21 protein-coding genes are annotated in these 21,830 nt (G+C 60.0%); 14 read left to right on the forward strand and 7 right to left on the reverse strand.

Annotated features, from left to right (window positions below):
- The first annotated feature begins 16 nt into the window (after positions 1-16).
- The 3 genes from AC066S_RS23200 (at position 17) to AC066S_RS23210 (ending at position 4,289) form a co-directional block, all read left to right on the forward strand.
- Positions 17-388 carry a hypothetical protein gene (locus AC066S_RS23200; protein WP_135168503.1) on the forward strand — a complete coding sequence of 124 codons (372 nt, stop codon included), beginning with the start codon at positions 17-19 and terminating at the stop codon, positions 386-388.
- 744 nt (positions 389-1,132) lie between these two features.
- Positions 1,133-1,456, forward strand: coding sequence for a BA14K family protein (locus AC066S_RS23205; RefSeq protein WP_235885049.1), 324 nt, complete (start codon positions 1,133-1,135; stop codon positions 1,454-1,456).
- A gap of 595 nt (positions 1,457-2,051) precedes the next feature.
- Complete coding sequence (locus AC066S_RS23210; RefSeq protein ID WP_235885033.1) at positions 2,052-4,289, forward strand: alpha,alpha-trehalose-phosphate synthase (UDP-forming); 2,238 nt, start codon at positions 2,052-2,054, stop codon at positions 4,287-4,289.
- A gap of 590 nt (positions 4,290-4,879) precedes the next feature.
- Here the strand turns inward: AC066S_RS23210 and AC066S_RS23215 are convergent.
- A complete protein-coding gene (locus tag AC066S_RS23215; RefSeq protein ID WP_235885032.1) occupies positions 4,880-6,706 on the reverse strand; it encodes a lytic transglycosylase domain-containing protein in 1,827 nt (608 codons plus the stop codon).
- A 691-nt stretch (positions 6,707-7,397) separates the two neighbouring features.
- Here AC066S_RS23215 and AC066S_RS23220 point away from each other — a divergent pair.
- The 4 genes from AC066S_RS23220 (at position 7,398) to AC066S_RS23235 (ending at position 9,547) form a co-directional block, all read left to right on the forward strand.
- Positions 7,398-7,880, forward strand: a complete 483-nt coding sequence (locus AC066S_RS23220; protein ID WP_209311834.1) for an SH3 domain-containing protein — start codon at positions 7,398-7,400, stop codon at positions 7,878-7,880.
- Between the two features lie 699 nt (positions 7,881-8,579).
- On the forward strand, positions 8,580-8,645 hold the full coding sequence (locus tag AC066S_RS23225; RefSeq protein WP_235885048.1) for a transporter permease: 66 nt from the start codon (positions 8,580-8,582) through the stop codon (positions 8,643-8,645).
- A gap of 291 nt (positions 8,646-8,936) precedes the next feature.
- Complete coding sequence (locus AC066S_RS23230) at positions 8,937-9,173, forward strand: hypothetical protein (RefSeq protein ID WP_478270687.1); 237 nt, start codon at positions 8,937-8,939, stop codon at positions 9,171-9,173.
- Between the two features lie 197 nt (positions 9,174-9,370).
- Positions 9,371-9,547: a KUP/HAK/KT family potassium transporter gene (locus tag AC066S_RS23235; protein ID WP_430644547.1), complete on the forward strand. Its 177-nt coding sequence runs from the start codon at positions 9,371-9,373 to the stop codon at positions 9,545-9,547.
- Between the two features lie 80 nt (positions 9,548-9,627).
- Here AC066S_RS23235 and AC066S_RS23240 read toward each other — a convergent pair whose 3' ends face one another.
- The 3 genes from AC066S_RS23240 to nhaA all read right to left on the reverse strand — a co-directional run bounded on the left by AC066S_RS23240 (position 9,628) and on the right by nhaA (position 12,555).
- The gene (locus tag AC066S_RS23240; protein ID WP_478270688.1) at positions 9,628-10,848 is read right to left on the reverse strand and encodes a cytochrome P450 family protein; all 1,221 of its coding nucleotides are present in this window, start codon (positions 10,846-10,848) and stop codon (positions 9,628-9,630) included.
- A gap of 122 nt (positions 10,849-10,970) precedes the next feature.
- A complete protein-coding gene (locus AC066S_RS23245) occupies positions 10,971-11,204 on the reverse strand; it encodes a hypothetical protein (RefSeq protein WP_135168497.1) in 234 nt (77 codons plus the stop codon).
- 10 nt (positions 11,205-11,214) lie between these two features.
- The gene (gene nhaA / locus AC066S_RS23250) at positions 11,215-12,555 is read right to left on the reverse strand and encodes a Na+/H+ antiporter NhaA (RefSeq protein WP_135168496.1); all 1,341 of its coding nucleotides are present in this window, start codon (positions 12,553-12,555) and stop codon (positions 11,215-11,217) included.
- Between the two features lie 268 nt (positions 12,556-12,823).
- Between nhaA and AC066S_RS23255 the strand changes: the two genes are divergently transcribed.
- On the forward strand, positions 12,824-13,087 hold the full coding sequence (locus AC066S_RS23255) for a hypothetical protein (protein WP_135168495.1): 264 nt from the start codon (positions 12,824-12,826) through the stop codon (positions 13,085-13,087).
- Positions 13,088-13,837: 750 nt separating this feature from the next.
- The gene (locus tag AC066S_RS23260; protein ID WP_235885031.1) at positions 13,838-14,239 is read left to right on the forward strand and encodes a MarR family winged helix-turn-helix transcriptional regulator; all 402 of its coding nucleotides are present in this window, start codon (positions 13,838-13,840) and stop codon (positions 14,237-14,239) included.
- 240 nt (positions 14,240-14,479) lie between these two features.
- Here AC066S_RS23260 and AC066S_RS23265 read toward each other — a convergent pair whose 3' ends face one another.
- Complete coding sequence (locus tag AC066S_RS23265; protein WP_478270689.1) at positions 14,480-14,671, reverse strand: hypothetical protein; 192 nt, start codon at positions 14,669-14,671, stop codon at positions 14,480-14,482.
- A 599-nt stretch (positions 14,672-15,270) separates the two neighbouring features.
- Here AC066S_RS23265 and AC066S_RS23270 point away from each other — a divergent pair.
- Positions 15,271-15,888 carry a PAS domain-containing protein gene (locus AC066S_RS23270; RefSeq protein WP_347338989.1) on the forward strand — a complete coding sequence of 206 codons (618 nt, stop codon included), beginning with the start codon at positions 15,271-15,273 and terminating at the stop codon, positions 15,886-15,888.
- Between the two features lie 665 nt (positions 15,889-16,553).
- Positions 16,554-16,793, forward strand: a complete 240-nt coding sequence (locus tag AC066S_RS23275) for a hypothetical protein (RefSeq protein ID WP_135171795.1) — start codon at positions 16,554-16,556, stop codon at positions 16,791-16,793.
- Here AC066S_RS23275 and AC066S_RS23280 read toward each other — a convergent pair.
- Entirely contained in the window at positions 16,748-18,064 is a 1,317-nt protein-coding gene (locus tag AC066S_RS23280) for a cation:proton antiporter (protein ID WP_135171794.1), read from the reverse strand. The two genes, AC066S_RS23275 and AC066S_RS23280, sit on opposite strands and share 46 nt — an antisense overlap.
- A gap of 198 nt (positions 18,065-18,262) precedes the next feature.
- Positions 18,263-18,652, reverse strand: coding sequence for an MAPEG family protein (locus AC066S_RS23285; protein WP_167767827.1), 390 nt, complete (start codon positions 18,650-18,652; stop codon positions 18,263-18,265).
- Positions 18,653-18,957: 305 nt separating this feature from the next.
- Between AC066S_RS23285 and AC066S_RS23290 the strand changes: the two genes are divergently transcribed.
- The 3 genes from AC066S_RS23290 (at position 18,958) to AC066S_RS23300 (ending at position 21,791) form a co-directional block, all read left to right on the forward strand.
- Positions 18,958-19,152, forward strand: a complete 195-nt coding sequence (locus AC066S_RS23290; protein WP_135171792.1) for a helix-turn-helix domain-containing protein — start codon at positions 18,958-18,960, stop codon at positions 19,150-19,152.
- 411 nt (positions 19,153-19,563) lie between these two features.
- A complete protein-coding gene (locus tag AC066S_RS23295) occupies positions 19,564-19,956 on the forward strand; it encodes a DUF4118 domain-containing protein (protein WP_135171791.1) in 393 nt (130 codons plus the stop codon).
- Positions 19,957-20,873: 917 nt separating this feature from the next.
- Positions 20,874-21,791, forward strand: a complete 918-nt coding sequence (locus AC066S_RS23300; protein WP_478270690.1) for a fatty acid desaturase family protein — start codon at positions 20,874-20,876, stop codon at positions 21,789-21,791.
- Positions 21,792-21,830: the final 39 nt, after the last annotated feature.

The following is a 21,830-nucleotide window of genomic DNA, read 5'->3' on the forward strand; positions in this document are numbered from 1 at the left end:
CTGGCTGAGGTCGAATATGTCTGATGAAACGCTGCCCGACGAGGTCAAGGAGTTGGTGCGCCGCTACATTCACTCGGTGGTGCAACTTGAAGCCCTCTTGTTTTTCCACAAGCGGCCCGCTGAGCGCTGGGATGTAAATGCTCTCGCTGCTCGACTTTACGCGAGCAGGGCCGAGATGGCAGCCGCTCTGACTTCTCTCCGCAAGGACGGCTTCCTGGAGGTTAAGGCAGGAGGTTACGCCTTTGCCCCACGGACCGAACTGCGGCCCGTGGTTGATTGTCTTGCTAGAGCGTACTCTCGGCACTTGATCCCCATCACGCATATCATTCACAATAGTCCGCATCGCATCCCGGCTTTTTCTGATGCCTTCAGGGTTCGAAAGGACTAGCCCTGCCAGCAGTAATCATATGCCTTACGCTATGACCCGGCGATTTTTGCGCTCGGCTGTCCATTCGGGGGCGTACATCAGCGCGAAATCTGCCCCTATGGCGCGCGATGAGCTTCGCAGGGCATCCCCTGGAAAGTGCCTGTAGATTGACAGAACCGTCCTCCCCCTGAACGGCGCTTTCCGCTGCGCACTTATCGATCGGACTGCTCGCAGTGACGGTGCTGCCCGTCGACATGTCTGGGAGGCGACGGATGGATCGTCTCGCTCCGGTCCTTTCAGGTGCAACGACACTGGCGCCCTTCTGGCGAACACATGTTTCCTGAAGTGTTGGTTTAGGACACGTGACGCCCTCTTTCGACATTTCGCAGCAGCGTTTGCGATGGACGTAGTCGCACGATTTGTTCTCGCAATCGGATGACGAGTTCGAATGAATACCGCACCTCGTCAGCCTAATTGCATTGAAAGAGTACCGAGCCAAAAACGCGGAAGTGGCGCCGGGATGAAGTCGAGGCAATCTCTTCCTGGTCCCTACGGTACGCCAACGTACAAGGTTCGTCTTCGCGCTGGAGTACACCCGCGAGGAAACTATCAGCGAGTGATCTGTTGCGACCATTTGACTTCGAATGCCCGCTTCACTCTCGGAACGTCGGTCGGGTCCCATCGTTACATCTCACCGAAAGAAGAAGGGATCTCTCAATGACATTGATGAAAAGCGTAACACTGGTGACGGCGTTGACGGCGGCCATGAGTACTGCCGTCCTCGCCGCCCCGATTGCACCAAGCGCGGTTCCTGAGGACGTTCAAGTCCAGCAGGTGCAATACCGGCCCTGGCATAGGCACACGGGACATCGCTGGGGCGGCTGGCACAGGCCCCACTATAGGCACCACTATGGGTCTGGCGCGGCGGTGCTGGGCGGCTTGGCAGCAGGCGCTGTGATTGGCGGCGCAATCGCCAATAGTCAGGCGCAGGCAAATGCGAACGCATATTGCTCGCAGCGGTATCGCTCGTACGATCCGACATCTGGAACGTATCTTGGATACGACGGAATGCGGCATCCTTGTCCCTGACAATCACTGGGCCCCGGCCGACCGAACGTCCGGGGCCCAGTCCCCGTTATTGCGAGCCATCCGCCATTGTCATTCCTGCTAACGCGGACTGGGGCATTTGCGTGAAAGCCGCGGTCGAACTGCCGCGCGACGAAATACCGTACGCTGTCGTACCGTAGCCAATTCGTCTGACCGTTTGATGCTTGCTGACGAGCGGCCCGCAATAGATATTGCGCGGGGGGCATCATGCGGATCAAATCATGGCAAACGGCTGTCTGCGCTCATCCGCAGGCATACTGCGCCTCGTGCGATGAGAAGACGCCTCACCGGCATGAACGTCTGGCTGTCGCAGGAGCGCAGGTGGCACGTGCGGTCTGCCTCGCCTGCAACAAGACGCGCCCTCGAGCGGAGCCAAGTGAGCAGCTCCCAAGCGAACATGAAGACTGAGGGCGGCGTTCATATATGTCGAGTTCTCCACAGCGTCGTCCCGCACGTGTGATTCGGAGCGCGCAAGAAATGCTGGTGCGCTCGCTTTGAGCCAGACACTCATTTCGCGCGTAGGCAGCGTCGCCACGGTGCCCAGGCAGCTGGCCGCGAACGATCAAGTTGAGCCATAGTGATACCAATTTCATACAAGGATCTCCTTCGCTACGGTGTCTTCGGCATCGCGGTCGCTACGATCGTAGCGTTCGGTATCTCGCCTTTTACAGGGGGAATCGTACAACAATGGTCCCGCAGCGATGTCGAGGCAAGGTCGAGGCTGGTTTTCAACGCCATCCAGCCGCTGCTCGATCGCGATGTGGAAGACCGAGCCTGGAACCGACTTTCGGACCTCTTCAAGAGGGTCGCGCTCGACAAGAAGATTCTTGCCGTCGGCTTTTGCGATCAGGGAGGTGGGTTGGTGGCGTCAACGCCGGAGATGCCGACGGACTTCTCATGCGAGAAGTTGGCTAAGTCAGAGGACGAAAGTTTCGCCAGCATCATAAGTGGCGGCAGACGCATTCTCGTCGCGGCATTCCCAGTCTCCAGCAACTCTGGCCGCTCCTACCTTGTCATTTTGACCGATCTTAGCTTTGCAGCAGCCCGATCCAGTCAGGTGCTTGCCTATCTGCTTGCCGCCTTGGCGAGCGTCGTGCTGGTTCTTACCGTCGGTACGATCATCTTCGCTGTCCTGATGTTGCGACGGTGGATGGACTCCCTGAAGCGCGCGGTTGAGGAAGTGCGTCGCGGTGAGAACGGGCCGCCCCCAATCACGGGCTCATCGATCGATCGCGAAATTCACAAGCTGCTGCGCGACGCCGAACACATTCCACTCACGAACCAAATCGACTGGACACCTCAATCGCTGCAAGAAGTGCTTCATGGCGCGCTCCCCGGGGCCAACGTTCTCGTCGTGTCAAACCGGGAGCCATACATCCATAATCATAGTGCCTTGGAAAAGGGGATTGTCGTACAGCGACCAGCGAGCGGCTTGGTATCGGCCCTGGAACCAATTATGCGGGCCTGTGGCGGCACCTGGATCGCGCATGGTAGCGGCAGCGCGGACCGCGAGACGGTCGACGAGCACGACAGAATCCAAGTTCCCGAGTCGTCCGCGGCTTATGTCCTTCGGCGCATCTGGATCTCTGAGGAAGAGCAAGATGGCTACTATTACGGCTTTGCCAACGAGGGGCTCTGGCCCTTGTGCCACATCGTATTCGTGCGTCCTACATTCAGGCTCAGCGATTGGCAAATGTATCAATCAATCAATCAGAGGTTTGCCGATGCGGTGGTGGCCGAGGCGCGCACTGACGATCCTGTTGTGTTGGTCCAGGACTATCACCTCGCGCTTGCTCCGAGAATGATCCGCCGGCGTCTTCCCAAAGCGACGATCATAACCTTCTGGCATATACCATGGCCGAATGCCGAAACGTTCGGCATCTGCCCTTGGAAGGAAGACATCATCGAAGGCATGCTGGGAAGTACCATCGTGGGCTTTCACACCCAGTTTCACTGCAACAACTTCATAGAAGGTGTCGATCGCTTCGTCGAAAGCCGAATCGAACGCGAGTTGCAAGCGGTAAGTCTTGGAGGTCACGAAACCAGGATAAGGCCTTACCCAATTTCAATCGAATGGCCGCCGAAAGAGCTGAGGCAGCTGCCGCCGGCGGCTGAATGCAGGTCGGACCTCATCAAGCAATTCGGATTGACTGAATGTACACGTCTCATCGTCGGTGTCGAACGCTTCGACTATACAAAGGGCATCCTTGACCGCATGAGAGCTGTCGATGCGCTTCTGTCACGAAATCCGGCGTGGAGGGATCGGCTTGCATTCATCCAGGTTGCGGCGCCAACACGAAGCAAGCTGAACGCCTACGCCAAGCTGCAGGCTGAAGCAGAGGCCCTCGCTGCGGAGATAAACGAACGGCACCATGGACGGCAAGATGTGATCCATCTGGTCCCAATGCACTATGAGCCTGCCGACGTGTTCCGGCTGTTCCGAGGCGCCGATAGCTGCGTCGTCAGCAGCCTCCATGATGGAATGAACCTCGTCGCAAAGGAGTTCGTTAGCTCACGAGACGACAATGAAGGGGTTCTTATCCTGTCAAGCTTTGCCGGGGCGTCGCGAGAACTGTCGGAGGCACTCATCGTCAATCCCTACGATACGGAAGAGATGGCATCGGCAATCGATCGGGCGCTCAGCATGCCCGTAGAAGAGCAGGCCGAACGGATGAGACTGATGCGGCAACAGATCAAGGAGAATAACGTCTATCGCTGGGCGGGCGCGATTTTGCTCGATGCGGCGAAAAGTCGAACGCGCGAGCGTGTCCTTAGCCTGGCGACCAAAGCTCATCTTGGCTTGAGGCCAAGCTGATCGACGGCCGATCGAGGCCGACCCCAAAGATATGCCGTACCAAAACGTACCGATCCCTCTTTCGGAGATGACAGCCTGATTGCACGATCTCGGATCAGTTTTTGTTGCTCAATTGAAAGCTTGTAGGGCGCAACATCCAAGATTTGTGCGTTTTGACGCCGCGCTGGTGCTGCATCTTCCAATAGTTCTGTCGTTCATGGGTCTCGGAGCTGCCGGTCTCATCTCGGGCCTGAATTGATCCATTCGGCAGGAGCAAGGAACTGACGCGTTTTCTGTCAACAGGGTCGTGACGGATGCAAGACTATCGGGATCTCGTTGCGGTGTGTTTAGCGCTTGAGTGCGCAGGAATTATGCTGGTGGGAGGGCATCTCTACATAGAAATAGAACGCGCCCCGAGCGAACCAGCTGCTGATTACACTGGGCAGCGAATATCCTCGGAATCCCCAATGCCTGTCACCTCACGCATAGGCACGATTGTCGAAACCTTCCGAGCGCCGATGGTAGCGTACAAAGCGGATTAGCGCGCATGCCGGGTAGGCACGATCATCGCTTGTGCAAGCGGTCGTCTCCGAATGACAAGCGGCCCATCCCTAGTAAGCACCTGGCATGTCCGCTTCGATGCCAGGAGGCGCGCGCTCGTCGAAGCTCGACCGATAAACCTGAAGATTCTCCATCACCCGCTGCACGTAAATGCGCGTCTCGGTGAAAGGAATACGCTCGACCCAGTCGATCACATCCACCGTCGGATCACGAGGATCGCCGTAGCGTGCGATCCATTGCTTGGCGCGCCCACGTATTGTAGCCGACAAGGCGAGGACGTGGTTCCCATCATACGTCTTGAGAAGATCGGCAAGCTCGGCTGATCCAAGTTGCACGTTGTAGGCTGGATCGGTTCGCAGCCGCCCGCGGTCGAACGCGATACCCAGCCGACGGGCAATCGTACGGCCTGCTGCGGGCGTCACCTGCATCAATCCCGAGGCTTTTGCCGCGGATTGTGCGCGCCTGTCGAAGGCGCTTTCTGCCCGCGCCACTGCGTAGACGAGACTTGCAGCCGCCTTCGATCCGACGGAGGCATAGTTGGGCAGGCCAAAATTGGGAAATGCATACCGATCGAGGGCAAGGCCACGCGCGAGGGCACTCTTGCCGACCGCAAGGGTTGCGCGTGCATCCCGCCGCTTGGCGACGGTTTCTGCCATGAAGGCCAGCAGGCCAATGTCGGCCGTACGGCCTACGTCGGCGACGAACGGGATCACCAGATCGCTGTTGCCAGTCGCGTAGAGCAACTCGACGGCGCGGACGAGATCATTTTTGGACAATCTTGCGCGTTCTTTCGGACCAAGGCCTGGCGGTTGAGGTAGCGAAAGGTCGCGATAGCCCAATCGGGCACTGGCCAGCTGGCCGTAATAGGCGGAGCCGCGTCGCGATGCGGCTGCGTAATAGCCGCGCGCCTTCTTGCTGTGCCCGCCCGCCTCTGCGGCACGTCCGAGCCAGTATGCCGCGCGCGCGAGCGAGGTGGGATGGGTCGTTTTCCCAGAAATGCGCGCGAAGTGCGGTGCGGCCAGATTGGGGTCGTTCAGAAATCGTAGCGCGATCCAGCCCGCCGTAAACGATTGATCGACACGGAGGCTCTCTCTGGAAGGGGAAGCCGTATCGCGGGCAATTCGGTAAGCGAGCTGCACTTTGCCATCGTCCAGCAGTCGGCGCACCAGGATGCGGCGCTCGACCCACCATGTGTCGGCATGATCGGCAACGGATAGGCGAGGGCCGCCCGAAAGCAACAGCTGGGCAGCCTTCTCAATGCGGTCGTTGCGCCGAAGCCACTGGATGCGGGTGAAAAGAAAGGCGGGATCGGCGCCTGCCGTCAGCGACGCCGCGTCGAGCAAGGCGCTGCTGGTCTTGGCGTTTCGGATGACGGCTGCCCTCGCCTTCACAATTGCACGGTCGGCAGCGGTGAGGCGGTTCGCCGCACGCAAGGCTCCGATGATGTCGTTTGCATAAAGACGCGAATCCATGCGGGCCCTGTGATCGGCGGCCGTGAGGAGGTGCCCGAACCGCACCAGTATCTGCGCCTCCAACGGCGAGGAGAACCAACCATTGTGCCAGGCGGAGCGGACGTATTTTCGGGCCGCGGCTTGACCGCCACGCTCCGACAATGCCCGTGCAAGCGCGAGCTTGCCCAGCGGTCCCAACGGTTCCCGCCGCGAGAAGAACGTCAGAACGGTTCCGGGCTCGCGCCGGTCGAACCAGAGCCTGGCTTCTGCACGTCTTCGAAACAGATCGAGGCTAGGCCACGACGGGTTAGCGCGCATGAATGAGGCGTAACGATCAAAGTCGATCGCATCGTCATTGGAACGCAGGATCACCCACTTCGCCAGCTTTCGACTCGCACGATCGCGAATTCGCTCGCTGCGTTCCATCGCCGTCTCCGCCCTCCCCTGACGGGCAAGACGGATTGTCTCTTTCAAGCTGCCGAGGCCTGCTGCGGACGGTGCATCTCCCGTCGGATGAGCGAGAAGAGGCCTCGACCTCGAAGGCTGGACCCGCGAAGTCTCGCAACGATCCGGGAACGCGACGCCCCTTTTGTCGATGAGAGAAACCGGCTGATCGCATCAGGGACATCAGCATGCGCTTTCGGAAAGCCGATGGCTGCCGAACCAGCCGCCAGCAGCGCCACGCACGCCAAGGACGAGACTCGGATGAAGCCAAGGCAAGGCATCTGCGGCATGAAGGTCTGGTTGGATTTTGAGAAGCCTGGAGCGATCGAATTAAATCTCGAACGACGGCATAAGCTTGGCGAGTCTGCAAGGATGGTTAACTACAGCGCCCGACTTTTTCGATCTCGTCGCGCCCTTGGTGCTCTACCGTACAAAACTCGATCTCAATTCGCTCGCGCACCGTGTATGCAGTCTTTCGGGGCAGGCAGCGAGGATTCAGATGGGGCCCGTCCGGGGATCTCATCCTCGGGACTCTTCTCGATCGTCGCAAGCCTCTCTGCATCATCAGGAGAAGGACCGGCATTTGAACCCGTCAGGACGATCAAGAAGTTTCAAATGGGAGTCGCGCGATCCGCGGCGTTTGCGAAGTGTGATTGGGGCCGAAGTAGTTCTCGTGTCGATCTTGCTTGGATGTTTGGCCGGCTCTGCGTCAGGCTCCGAGCTTGGCGCCCGAAGCGGCCTTCCGATACCCCGCTTCGTCTCGGTCAAGAGCAAGCCGGCCAACGTCCGCGCTGGGCCGAGTGTCGACTACCCGCTGCGATGGACGTTCGTTCGCCGCCATCTACCCGTCGAGATCCTCGCGGAGTTCGGCAATTGGCGACGCATTCGCGATGCCGATGGCCAAGAAGGCTGGATTCTGGCCGCATTGCTGTCCGGTCGGAGGACCGCACTGATCGCTCCGTGGTCAGCAGCCAAGCCGGTGCGTGTTCGAAATAATTCCAGTTTTAACTCAACAGTCACGGCGATCGTCGAGCCGCGCGTTCTTGTTACGGTAGATACGTGCGCTGGCCTTTGGTGTTATGCCCGAGCACAAACCTTCTCCGGTTACATTCGACAAACCAGACTTTGGGGCGTGTACCCCGAGGAAGTGTTTTGACGCTCAAAAGAACGCACGACCGATCGGCGCATCGCAGCCATCCGTATCGCAGGCCTTGGGGGACTTCGTCGGAACGGAAACGTACCAAGAAACGCCGGCGTCCGCAGCTTCGCGGCTATTTGTTACTTGCCTTGACGGCAGGGGTGCGCTTCTTCTGAGTGGTTGCGACGAGTATTGTTTGAATTGCTACTGTTGCAACCTTTGCTTGAACCAGCCGCTTCGCGCTTCCGTCGATTTCCGCAACAATGGTCTCCTCCTTCCTTGCGGCCAACTGGTTTCGATTGCGAACCAAGCGATGGAACTTGAGAAAGCAGAGGGAGCCAGGAGCTGCCCCGAAGAGTTGAATGGGAAGCCGACTATGCCTTTGCTTAGGTAGCGGTCGGCGCCCCTGATGTGCGGCTTACAGGTTCATAGGAATGGAAAGGTTGCAGCTCCAAGTGATCACGATGGTAATTGCGGCAATCGCGATGTGGTGGATCAATCATGCGAAGCCTCAACGCGCTGACGGCTGCGTCCAGAGAAGTTGCTTGGCTGGATATCGGAATGATACCGATCCCAGACTGATTTCCGAGACAAGCCCTTACATGCGTAGCGAAAGATGGTGATAGCCAGCGGACTTTGGCGAATTGGCAAGCCAGACACGTCTGTTCCCCGTCTGCGAAGAACGAGGCATCCCGGATGCCGAGCTTCTTCGGCTACATGCGCTGGTCTGGCGGAATATTGCTTCCATTGTTCGTAGTGATCACCGTCATTTTCTTCAGTTGAAGAGCTTCGAAGAACATTCTGTCAGATGCCATACCGCAAGGTCCACTCACCTTACAGATGTTGTTTGTTCTAAAGAGTTGCTCAATGATAGTGTGCGCTGCAGGCCCTCTGGCTTGCATCGGGGCTCGCACCTGGGCTCCGATGTCTCCAATTGCCTGCTGGCCGCGCCGCTCATTGGTTCACTCACGCGAGAGGCGGTGCAGATTTGGACCACTACTTGCACGTTGGGGAGTAGAATTGACGAGACTTGCGCGGGTTGTGACGATTTCTGTTCTGCTCGGGATTGTGGCAATGTTCATCTGGACGGCGCTTCACTATGTTGTTGGGCGGCGGAGTGACCTCCTGGTTTGCCAAGGCGAGCACGAAGAGGAATGCAAGCATCACACCGACTTCGTCGATTGCAATGGCGATATCACGGCTATCGCCAAGAAGTCGTGTCGCCATTTCGTGACCATGGCCGCGCCGGAATATGAGGCCAAAGGTGGCAAGTGCGGCTACCGGACGACGCGCGTCATCTGCAAGCGATAAGCGGCCATGGCACAACCTAGAATGCCGGCCCTCGAGTTCGAAGGTAAAACTCCGCATGTTTCGGTCGAAGAACGAGTTTCACATGGAGTCGCTGAGCGAGAGCATTCTCCGCCTGAAGATACGCTTCGGCTTCATGGACGTGCCGAATATTCCGGGCGCTCGCCATCGCGCGCAAGGCCGGATGGCAGTTCGAGATCGTGTCGACCTCGTTCTACGTATCGCGGCGCTCGCTCAGGATAACCGGTCGCTCGGAAATGCCGCGGTGGCAGGACCGGCTGTTCATTGCACTCGCCTGCGGCGCGAGTAATGCCGCGGATTATGTTCGGATTCCGACTGGCCGTGTCTTGGAGATCAGCGCGCAAGGGGCGATCTAACCTGACTCAGATCTAGTTTGGCGGACACAATCCGAAAGTTCCTTCCGCCGGAGCGCTTTCCCTCGCCTAGGGCGACACCGCTACGCCGCCAGTCGCACCGGCAATCGCGCCAATGCCCGGATGCCAAGCCGCTTGTGCCACCTGATCTCTGCGGGTCCGGTGGCGAGCCGCAGGTAGGGAAAGCGATCAAGGATCCGCTGAATCCCGATAGATGCCTCCGCACGCGCGAGCTGGAATCCGAGGCAGAAGTGCACGCCGGTGCCGAACGAGAGGTGCGGATTGGGGTGGCGCGTGATGTCGAATTGGCGAGGCCGCTCGAACCGCGCCGGATCGCAGTTCGCGGCCGCAAGGAACGCCGCGAGCATCTCGCCGCGCCGGATCCGTCGCCCCTCCCACTCCAGGTCTCTGGTCGCGAAGCGCGGCTTCGTCATCTGCACGGGGGACACGTAGCGGAGGCACTCCTCGACACATGTCGGCATCAGGCCCGGGTCCTGGCGCAATTGAGCCAACTGGTTCTCATTGGTCAGCAGCGCGAAAAGCCCGCCCGAGATGAGATGCGTCGTCGTTTCCTGTCCCGCGCCGAAGAGCAGGAAGATCATGGAGACTATTTCGTCCTCGCTGAGCGTCTGACCTTTCGTCTCCGCCTCGCGCAGCGCAGCGATCAGCCCCTCGGGCTTGGCCCCGCCATCGGGTCGCGAGACGCGCCGGAGGTATCTGACGACGCTGACCACACCGGGAAGGGCGCGGAGAACCGCAAGAATATTGGCAGTATCCTTCAGTCCGCTCAGCCATTTCTTGAATCGATCGTGATCCCTCTCCGGAAGCCCCAGCAGGGCGCAGATGACCGAAAGCGGCAGGTCCTGGCAGAACTCGGCCATCAGATCCGCTTCCGGCCTTCCTTCCAGCCTGTCCAGGAGCCGGTCGGCAATTTCGACGATCATCGGCTTGAGAGTCGCGATCGTGCGCCTCTGGAACGCGTTGTCGACCAGTCCGCGGAGACGGCGATGCTCCGGATCGTCGTGGCCCAGCATGTTCGACGCAAGAAGCCCGAGCGTCCTGGGAAGGACTCTCAATATCCGCTCCTGGGTCCTGCTGCCGGCGTTGGCGGGGTCGCGCGCGAAATCCTGGTTGTTCTTCAACAGTGCCGCGCAGCTCTCATGGGTCGTCGCGAGCAAAGTCCGGCCTACGATGGGTAATTTCAGCTCGACCACCGGCCCTTGCGCTCGCATGCGATCCAGAGTGGGGAAAGGATTCGCGTGGAAGTCCGGAGACAAGATGTCGAACTGCCGCTCGTCTTGCATGTCGGTCTTTCTCTCTGCATCAGCGCCGCATCGGGGCGCGCTTCGCGCGTCTTCGGAGCTCGGGGTTGCGAAGGTGCCGAGCGGTTCTCGACTCGGCGACCGATCGGCTCGAATGGTGATGATCAGATCTCCCCGCTTCGGGTGGAGATGACCCGTATCGAAGAAGGCCCCTCAATGTTGGTGCGGGCATAGTCCTGCGCGGCCGAGATCAGACGCTCGACCGCTGAACGGTTGTAGGAAGGATGATGCGGGTTCAGGTGCAAATCCGTCTCGATGATCATCACCTGGACGATTCCAGAGGTTGAAACTTCGACGGAGAAGGACACGAAGGATACGTGCGGAGCTCTGAAGGTCATCGGCAATGCCTCAGGTGCGGCGAGCGTGAAAGAGACCCCAGCCAAGGCCGAGCGTAGCGGCCATGAGCGAGCCGGACAGAACTCCGAGCTTTGCCGCTGCCAGCAACGTCTCGTCGGAGAACGCGAGGGTTCCTATGAAGATGGACATGGTGAAGCCGATCCCGGCCAATAATCCGACCAGGCAGACCCCGCCCCATGAAACGCCCGGGGCGAGCCGGCACCAGCCGAGACGTACCGCGATCCAAGTGGCCCCGACTACGCCGATTGGCTTGCCAACGGCGAGAGCCAACGCGGTGCCCCACATCACGAAATGTGCGGATGATGTGAGGTCGGCACCGGTAAAGCCGACGCCTGCGTTCGCTAAAGCGAAGATGGGCATGATGACGTAGGCGACCCATGGATGGAGCGCTATCTGCACGCGCGACACGGGCGGCAGCATCTCGCGGTGAGCCGCGCGGAGCTCCCGCAAAGGTTGCTTCAGCCTGTGCGGATCCTTTCTCTGCCCCGCGTCATTGCCGCGCAACTGCCTGAGCACGCGCGACGCCATTTCCAAGGGGAGCTCCCGCATCGGCGTGGGTCGGACCGGCGTTATTAGACCGAGTACCACTCCAGCTAATGTCGGGTGGACGCCGGCGACTAGAAACCCAACCCAGACGACAAAGCTCGGCACGACGTAGATGGGCGCTGCGCCGACCCCGATCCTCTGCAAGCCAAAAATCATCAAGCCGCCGAGAAGAGCGACCACAAAGCCGCTGAAGGCGAGGCCTTCCGTATAGAACAGGGCGATGATCAGCACGGCGATGATGTCGTCGATGATCGCGAGCGCCAGCAGGAAGACCCTCACGTTGGCCGGGACGGAACGTCCCAGCAGAGCGAGAACTCCAACGGCGAAGGCGATATCCGTCGCGGTGGGGACGGCCCAGCCGTGGCTCCGGACAGGGTCATTGTTGAGACTTAGGTAGATGAGTGCGGGGACCACGACGCCGCCGGCCGCTGCGATCAGCGGCAGGGCGGCCTGGTCGAGCCTCCTCAGTTCGCCTTCGTGGATCTCGCGCCGAATCTCCATTCCAACGACCAGGAAGAAGACCGTCATCAGCCCGTCGTTGACCCAAAAGTGCAACGACTTCGAGAACAGGAATTCACCGACGCCGATCGTGAGCGGCAAGTTCCAGAAGGCGTGATAGTCGCGGGCAAGCGGCGAATTGGCGCAGGCCAGTGCGAAGGCGGCGGCGAGCAGCAGCACGCCTCCGCTCACGGCCTCGACGTGCAGGAATCCTTGTAGCGTCGCCAGGGCGTGTTCGGCCAGTCGTTGGCTACGTGGAAGGTCTCCTGAAAAGGATGGCTTTTCCATAGGGCGCGCGCACTCCGCGAGGCGGCCCGACCATCGCTCAACCTGTCGCTGCTTCAAGCTGCGATCACCCGATGCCTTTATACCTCGCGAAATCGACAATTCAACCCGTCCCCGGCTCGTCTGCGCCGAACCTGACCGCTGCACGGATGGCAAGCTGAGCGAAGCTACTTTCTGAGGGTGCGGGGAGCGGTGCGCCGAACCCGTTCTCCCGGCGGTCGCGCGATTCGCCGCGAAAAAGACACGCTTGCCCTGATCATGGGGCGGACGAGTGCTCTACGTTGCTCAATCGGTTGTTTCGGTAATGGCCAGCATCACTCCCGTCCCTCCGGGATTGATTGCGAAGCGTCGGTGTATCATGCTGGCGAGCATGAGACATGTGCCGTCGTTGCTTGGTGTCGTCGTCCTGTTTGGGATCGTTTATTTCTTAACTAGAGCGACGCTTTCCACACCTCAACTGGCCTGGGGAATTGGGATCGCCATCCTTGTCTATGCCGCGATCATGGCGTGGCACATCCGCAACATCCTTCGGTAACGGGCTAGATGAATGGTATCCCGGCTGAGTTCCACTTCTGATGGCATATAGCGACGGGGACGTGATCTACCGGCGGACCCTTCGCGCCCCCTGATGCGAGGGATACGGATGGACGCTCCGTTGAAGGCGGGGACAGATCCCAGCTGACGCTCTTGCCGAACTGCCTGGAGGATTAGTCAAGCGAGAACATCGCGGTCCATGTGATCGATGCGATCCTCGGCGGGCTCGACCTGCATGGATTGGGGTTTAAGCGTGTGATCGCCAGGAGACGGGCCGGCCCTCCCATCATCCGGCAGACTGAAGCTGTACAGGTACGGTTATCTCAATCGGTTACAATCCAGTCGCCGCCTGGAACGTGAAGCTTTCCGACCGGCATGCAGTTCCAAAAGGGCCACACCTCGGGTGCAGTCGCCGCGTTGATTTCTCACGGCCAACTAGTTGCAATTTATTGCTGACGCGCAAGTCATGGTTGCAAAACCTACGTATGTGTTGACCTCTCCCAGCTAGACGTGCACCGCCAATTGTCGTCATGATCGTGAAGTGGGACATGTCAGCAGGGTGGGGAATGATTACGGCAGCTCGGGAAGCAGTCGATCTGCTGGTGCAGGTGGGAAATACTTGGCATTTTGATGATACCCGACAGGGATTGCGTGATCGAGACTGGATGGCCTTGCGGTTTCTGGCTCGTGCCAATCGGTTCTCACGGACCCTTCCGCATTAGCTCAGTTCGTCGGCGTTACTCGGGCCACCGTGTCGCAGATGGTCAAGGATCTGGAGGGGAGGGGGTACTTGGAGCACAGGCGTTCTCCTAAAGACAAACGGTCAGTAACTCTGGTTGTAACGCCGCAAGGCGAGAGGATCCTGGCACGCGATCCAATTAAGCCGCTTGTGAATGCAATCTACGGACTTGAGCTTGGTGCAAATAAGTTTCGAGACATACTCCGTCAGGTCTTGGATGGTTTGGACATCACTCAGCACTCCCACCATGCAGACACGTGTAGGGACTGCATTTTTTTGGCGGGCAGGGCTCCCGAACTTCCGGGCAAAATGCAGGCCGAATTTACCTGCCGGTTTTTTCGGGCACCTATCGCTAAGGGCGAGGTCGACCTTCTTTGCTTCAATTTCGAACGTCGAGAAGGCCATAAACGTTGAGGCCGCTTCCGGCCCTTCAGCGCCCCAAGAGACGTCCGCTTTTCTATTGCTGTTCGACGTTGACCGGACTTCACGCGGCCAGCCGCGTATTGGGTACACAGGCTAATAGAGCACCAAACGACACCCAGCTCACTTGACAGGACACTGTGACACGGGAAACGGGCCCCCTTACCCGCAAAGCGGCAGCCTTGGCGTAGGTCCTGCCGTGCATGGTTTATGATCAGCCTTTGAGGCGTCTCGTCATTTCGTCAGCAGGTCTGAAATGACAGCCGCTGCGCCGAGACTTATGAAAACTAAGACGATCGGCGGATAGAGCACCATCGCCGCGCTAAATCGCAGCAATCTTGGATGTTCGCCAGCCTTGTTCGGGCGGCCGATGAGAACGAGAATCGCTGCGATTGCCAGCATCGCAGCTCCGGTCCACATGTTCATGTCCGCATCCTCCCGTGAGGAGGGAAGCAGATCGGCCCGATCGCCGGAGAGCAAGCTAGTCAATGGTCGCATCGACCAGTTTGCAAGGACCGCGGTTCAGGCCGCATCGGAGCCGTTTTGCGCGCCGGCCAGCGAGGGGGCTCCACGGCGGAGCCGCCCAGGTTCTTCGCTGCCGCATTTTGGGCAGCGGAAGGCGACCGCGGGTTGTGCGAACGTGCTCTTCCGAATGCAGACGGACATGGGCCAAGCGTCGCACCTGGGGCACTTTACCAGCAGGTCGGTCGTTTCGAGCATCGCAAGGCTCCTCAACACTTCGCCGCACCGGGCCAACTGGCCGAAGATCCACCTGTTCCAATCGGGCGAGGGCTGTTCGGCGCGCTCCCGCCGCTCCGGAGGGACGGTTTATCGCGGCGCCCGCGCATGCCCCCTTTCGCTGTTGAGGTGGCATGCGGCGACATCCTCGGGCATATTACTCGCCCGCGGCACACCTCTTTACCGGCGACGTATGAAGAAATTCATCTGCGAGCAGAACATCGCCAACTTCGAGAAACTGCTCGCCGACACGAACGAACCCTGCTCTGCAGCGGACGCTCCGACGTTTGCTGGCTGCCAACAGGCGCGAACTGGCGCTACTTCAGGCCGAGGAGGTGGGAGCTCAAACATATCCCCTCGGGCAGCCGAGCCGGAAGGCTGACGACCCGTCCGATCTCCGGGAGCAGCATCTCTCGGATTTCAGCGACTCGCCGCACCCATACATGCTGCTGGACCCCGGTCCCGGCCTGCGCATCGTCGACATCAACATGGCCTACGCGAAGGCGACGCTGACCGACCCGGGCCGGGTGGTGGGCCGGTCTCTTTTCGAGGTATTTCCAGACAATCCGGATGACCCTCTCGCTGACGGGGTCAGCAATCTGTTCGCCCCTCTCCAGAGGGTGGCGCAAACCGGCCGGGCCCACGCCATGGCGGTGCAACGCTACGACATCCAGAAGCCGGACGGCTCCTTCGCCGAGCGTCACTGGCAGCCGATCAACTCGCCGATCTATGATCAGGATGAACGGCTGGCGTTCCTGCTGCATCACGTCGAGGACGTGACGGATCAGGTCGCGTCCTGTGCACGGATCAACGGTGCATCGCCCGCGAGACCGCCAAGAGCCGCGCCTGTCGCGCTGTTGACGAAGTGGAGAGACATGCAGGCCGGGCACGACACCGAGACGTAGGTGTCTTTTGGCTTCCCGGGCTCAGGCGCGTCCTGGTCCAGCGGAAGCTGGACGTTCATTCCCGTGCGCGGGCACTTGAACAGGATTTGGCGCTGCATGCGCCGACTATGCGCCTTCAAGGACGCCTTCGGAATTGCGGATGATTACCTAGGGTCCTCTCCGGAAATTGCGATGCGTCAAAGCGAACCGCGGGGCCGGATCTAAGGTTGTCCTGCATCGAGTGCTTCGGCGCCGATGCGTGGCGAGGCGGCGCCCGGACTCCTAGGCACTCCGGGTTCCGCCTCTCGGCCGCTGCGGCAGCGCCGGCTGTGCGGGACGGAGCGGCCCTCATTTCGAGCCCATGCGGCTATCTGAATTGGACCGAGCCTGCCTACTGCTCCTTACGGATCTTCTTGATGAGCGCCTTCTGGTCGTCGATGTATTCTTGGACGATCTGCCGAGCTTGCGCGCGGCGTCTTTGGAGGCTTCGATGGTTCTTTGCGGGTATCCTCGTCGGTCATCCCGGTAGATAGCGCAAAGCAGGTTGCCCCAAAATTCAGTTCAGCGACCAGAAGTCACACAGGGCCACCGGCACTGTTTCCCTCACCTAGGCCGGTCCGAACCTTCGTCGGAACCCGCCGCAGCCGCGCCCGTTGTCCCGATAGGTGCATGTCGGGAGAGCTTCCATGTCGGTGAGACTTCAGATCGCGGCCATGGTCTTCATGATGGTCCAGGCGGTGCTGTTCGGAGCGGGAATGGTCGTGATCCTCCTCACTCCGATCCAGTCGGATGCGATGGAGGCGATCCCGACGATGATAGCGATCAGCGTCGTGGCGTCGGCGGCGATTGCCTTGCTGATCGCGCCGCGGCTCCGTCAACGCTACTGGCGCGCACGGGGCGCGGACGGCGACGTCATATCCGGCTGAACTGAAGGATCCGATTTTGATCCGGAGCGGACGGTCCGCCTCGCGACGAGCCCGAGCGTGGATCCTTGGACGATGATGCTGAAGAGAACGACGGCGTAGGTCGCCGTCAGAATGAGCGGCTTCGCCGGCGTGTCCGGCAATGACAGCGCCAGCGCTACGGAGATGCCGCCGCGTACGCCCCCCCAGGTCAGGAACGGGGCGTTGGCGAGAGAGAGCATGCGGGTCCAGGCGAACAGGAGCGGCTGCACTCCCACCGAGACGAACCTCGCGAACAGAACGATCGGCACGGCCGCCGTGGCGACGAGAAGGGTGCGGGGGTCAAAACGCAGGATCAGCGTCTCGAGCCCGATCAGCAGGAAGAGGACTGAGTTGAGGATCTCGTCCACGACGGTCCAGAGGGCGAACACGTAGCGTTGCGTCCGCTCGCTCATGGCGTAGCGCGGCCCGCGGTCGCCGATCAGAAGGCCCGCCGCGACCATGGAGAGAGGACCGCTGACGTGGAGGTGCGAGGCCAGTGCGTAGGTCCCGGTCACCAGCGCCACGGTGATCAGCACCTCGACCGCGTAGTCGTCGATCAGGCGCATGGCGCGGTAGGCGACGTAGCCGGTGACAACTCCCAGCAGAATACCGCCGCCCGCCTCCCGCAGCAGCAGTTCGCCGACCTCGCTCGCGGAAACCGACGCTCCCTCGCCGGATGCCGCAAAGCGCAGCAGGATGGTGAACAGGACGATGCCGACGCCGTCGTTGAAGAGCGCTTCGCCCTCGGTCTCGACCTGGAGTTCCTTCGGCACGTTCGCGTTGCGTAGCGTGCTCAGCACCGCGACGGGATCGGTCGGGCTGATCAGCGCGCCGAACACCAGCGCCCAGGCGAACGGTACGGGAAATCCGGTCAGCCGGGCGAGGCCCCAGAACAGGACGCCGACGACTGCCGTCGAGATGATCGTCCCGAAGACCGCGAGCAGGAATACCGGGACCGCCCGGCTGCGCAAGGTGGCGAGATCGACGTGCAGCGAGCCCGCGAAGAGCAGGAAGGCGAGCATCCCGTTGACGACGATCTCGGCGAAGTCGATCCGCTGCATGCCGTCCGAGAGTTGGTCGAGCAGGCGCAGTCCTGGGAAGACGGCGTCCAATCCGATCAGTATCAGCGACGTGACGACGCTCATCACCAGAAGGCCGACGCTGTGCGACAGCGGCAGGAATTTGTGGTTGAGCCAGCCGAATAGCGCCGAGAGCGTCAGCAGCACGGCGGCGAGGTCCATGATCGAGAGCACGACAACTCCTTCTTAGCTCAAGCAACCTATCACGGGGGAGTCAAATGGAATTTTCGGCCGGAGGTGTCGTCCACAGTCACCTCCGGCATCGGGTGATCGCTGGAAGAGAGCGTTGCCTCTTCGGCGAGAGATCGAGCCCCTGCCTTGGACGGAGCGCAATCAAGTGGCATTCGCTACGCGTGCTGCCGCCGCCCGCGTTCAGAAAAAGAGATCGGCCAGAATCGCGAAAATGCCCGTCTGTGCGGCAAGCCAACAGATTGGCCGCACACCTGAGGGGGCGTACGCGTAGGCAGGAATATAAAAGATACGGGCAATGACGAACACCCAAGCTCCAACTACGGACAATGATCCATCAGCATGAGCTGCATGCACTAGGAACAGCGCGGCAACAAACTGTGGAAATATCTCGAGCAGGTTGCGGTGCGCACGAACGAAGCGCCCGCTGACACCTGTAACCTCGCGCGATTCGTCACGGGGCCCGGCGACCCAAGCGCCTCCTAGCTGGCGTAGTGTCAGCACACTGGAAAGGGTGAGCTGAACAGTAGCCAGCAAAATCGCCGCGACTAAAGCCCATAGATCTCCCGTCATTGCTTTGCACTCCAATCCGGCCCAGGGATTTCGCGCAGCGTTGTCGCAATACTGGCGAGCCCCACGCTTTTGGTGGAGATGAAGGCACGCGACCTGCATGTCCGCAAGGGGGCATTGGCTGCTTGGCCCACTTGAATGCCTCGCGGGCTGACATGCGATCTCGGGAAGCGGTTGTCAGCGGAGAACGATCCATTAGGATCAGCGCCTGGCGAGCTGAAACTGATAGCCGCGACGCGCCAAGATTAGCAGGGTCGATTGCAAAGAGACCTGCGGCGCGACTGCAGTCGGCAAATCTGGGGAAGAAATTGAAACGCCGTCGCTGGTCTGCCGATGAAGAAGCAAAGCTGCTCCGGATGAAGGCGTCGGGAAAATCGTGGCCGGAAATCGCCGAAGAGCTCGGGCGTACGCAGATGTCGGTCGAGGTGCGGGCGGCCGAGATCAAGCGTAAAGAGAGCCGGTTTCATCCGCCAGACAGGGCGAATGAACGCGACGAAGTTTGACCTTCATGGAAGCCATCGTCCAGGCTCGAGCCTTGCGGCGCCAAGGATGCGGCGGCGCACAATGAACGGTGCTTGCGGCAGTTAGGCTTTCTGCACTACTCATGACGCGGTTTGCAGAATTGCTGAAAGCAACGTTAGGACCGCCCAGGGAGAAGGATGGCCCAGCCGACGCCCCGCGGCTGAGGCCGCTCTCACGGGATGAAATGGCCTCCCTCGGTGTTTGCACTGAGAGTCTGCTCATACCGTCGTGGCCGCCTCGGCCGCCGCGCCGGTGTAACTTCTGGTAGGACGGCGAGCGCGTCGATGAGGAGCTCGGTCACTCTTCCGGAACGATGGCCTCGGATCGAACCCTGGTCGTGGCGCAGCTTCGCGGCCAGCCTACTGCTCGTCCTCGCTTCGGTCGCGGCGCAGATGATCCTGGTCGATTTGGGTCTCGAACTGGCTTTCGCCGCCTTCTTCCCTGCGGTCTTGGTCTCGGGATTCCTTGGAGGCAAGCCGGCGGGCGCCTTCGCGGCCGTCGTGACGTTGCCCTTGGTGTGGTGGGCTTTTCTTCCGCCGGCCTTCGAGTTCAGTCCGCTCGGTGCCGCAGCCTGCGAAGACATCAAGCTTTTCTTCCTCGGGAGCGTTCTGCTCGTCTATTTCGCCGATCTCTGCCGGGACCTGGGGTCGTTGGATTCGCATTCCTACGCCGACGACGGTGCCGCGAATCCTATGGTCGCATTCGGCGCTGCGCGGTTGTCGGCGGCCGCCACCCCGGCAGCGACCTCGGAGGACGTCTTCCGAGCTTTCAAGCTGACAATCTGAGCGGCGGCCGCTCAGTTGCGCGCGACCTAGTTCTTGTTTTGTTCTCGTACGCAAAATCCCGCACGCTCGGCACATGCGTTCGCATATTAGCCGCCAGCGCAAGGAATCCTCCAGCTTGAGCGCGCAGGTATCTCGACCGCTTTCCGCCGAGGCGTCCTTTCTAGAATCCAGCCGAAAGTAAAGGGGCACTGAGCCGAGCGAGATCGGCTTACAATGGAGGGGAAGGGTAAGCTTCCAACCTAAGCTTCGGGCAAACCTCTGAAAGGCACTCCAGCTCACCGCAGGGCATGATGGACAACCTCCGGCGCTTCCGCTCCTTGGAGTGATGAAGGAGATGGCGGCGCGGCCGGGTTTGAGACCCACTGCTTTTGACGACGCGCTCGCGGACGGCCTGCCGCTCCTCGTGGGACCGGCCATACAGCTATTCCCACCGACCGCTCAGCTTCGTTCGCGCCGCGATGGTGGTTTCGATGTCCTGGATCATTTGCTTAAGCCCCTCCGCGAGCCGCTCGAATAATGCGCGCGTCTGCCTGTCGGGTGCTGTCCTGGCCAACTGCGAACAATACCCTGCCTCCGCTCGGAACTTCTCAAGCTGAGCAATTAGTTCTTCCATCTCCCCGTTCCGCTCCCGCACCTTGCAGGGAGACATTTAGCGGGACTCTGCGGGCCTGACATCTGGGAAATTTCCCAGGGTCATAGCTCCACGGACCCAGCCGCGGCCGGCTCTCTGGGATAAAAAGATAACGGAGGTACCTGGATCACAAGCAACGTCGGTCCGGTAGCATGAAAGAGACCACCTAATCGGGAGCGATTCTTCGAGCGAAAACAATGAACCTTGCGGACGACGTTAAATATTTACAGAATACTGCAGCCACCGCGGTGGAATGAGTTCGAGCCAAGCGAACGGGCGAGCGATCATGAATGTTTATCGGGCTTCGATCGATTCAGACAACCTCAAGAAGCTGTCGATCGTCCAGCCCTGGAAGATGGTCGCGGCCGTCGCACTGGATTGGGCTGTGATTGCCTCCGCAATCGCCCTCAGCAGCTATTTTGGCGTGGTTTGGTTTTACCTCCTGGCGGCCGCAGTGATTGCGGGCCGCATGCATGGGTTGGGTGTTTTGACGCATGAAGCAGCGCATTTCCGTTTTCTCAAGAGCCGAAAAACGGCCGATGCCATAGCCGATGTTTTCTTCGCTTGGCCAATGCTAGCGACCGTAGAAGGCTATCGTCAGAATCACCTAGCGCATCATCAGCACACCAACACTGACAGAGACCCCGACTGGGCGGCCAAGCTCGGCACGACAGCCTTTACGTTCCCGCAGAGAGCTTGGGTAATGTCCTTGAACCTCTTGGGCTACCTTCTCGCTGTTAGCTCTCTGCGCGATTTGGTCCACATCTGGCCCAGAGTTGCGGCAACTAAGCAAACAACTCGCTATAGATTGCTGCGTTTGGGATACTATCTGGGTGCGGCGACGCTGATAAGCATGCTTGGTATCTGGAAGGGATTCCTGCTCTACTGGGTTGTGCCTTACATGACACTGTTCCTCTTGTTCCTTTATATCCGCAGCGTCGCAGAGCATTTCGGCAGCATGGACTATGAAGAAGAACTCGGCAGCACACGCACCGTCATCCCCTATTGGTGGGAGCGGCTTTTCTTCGCTCCTCACAACGTCAACTATCACCTCGAGCATCATCTCTTTCCGGGCGTACCATTCTACAATCTGCCGAAGCTTAGTACCGCGCTGATGCGAGACGAGACGTACCGCGCCAACGCGCATATCACCCACGGCTACTCGACTGGCTTGTTGCGGGAGTGTCTAGCGCACACCGGGTGAAATGGCCGAGAGTAACGAACCCTTAGGTTGGCACAACTA

The organism is Bradyrhizobium sp. CFUWI, from assembly GCF_056429085.1.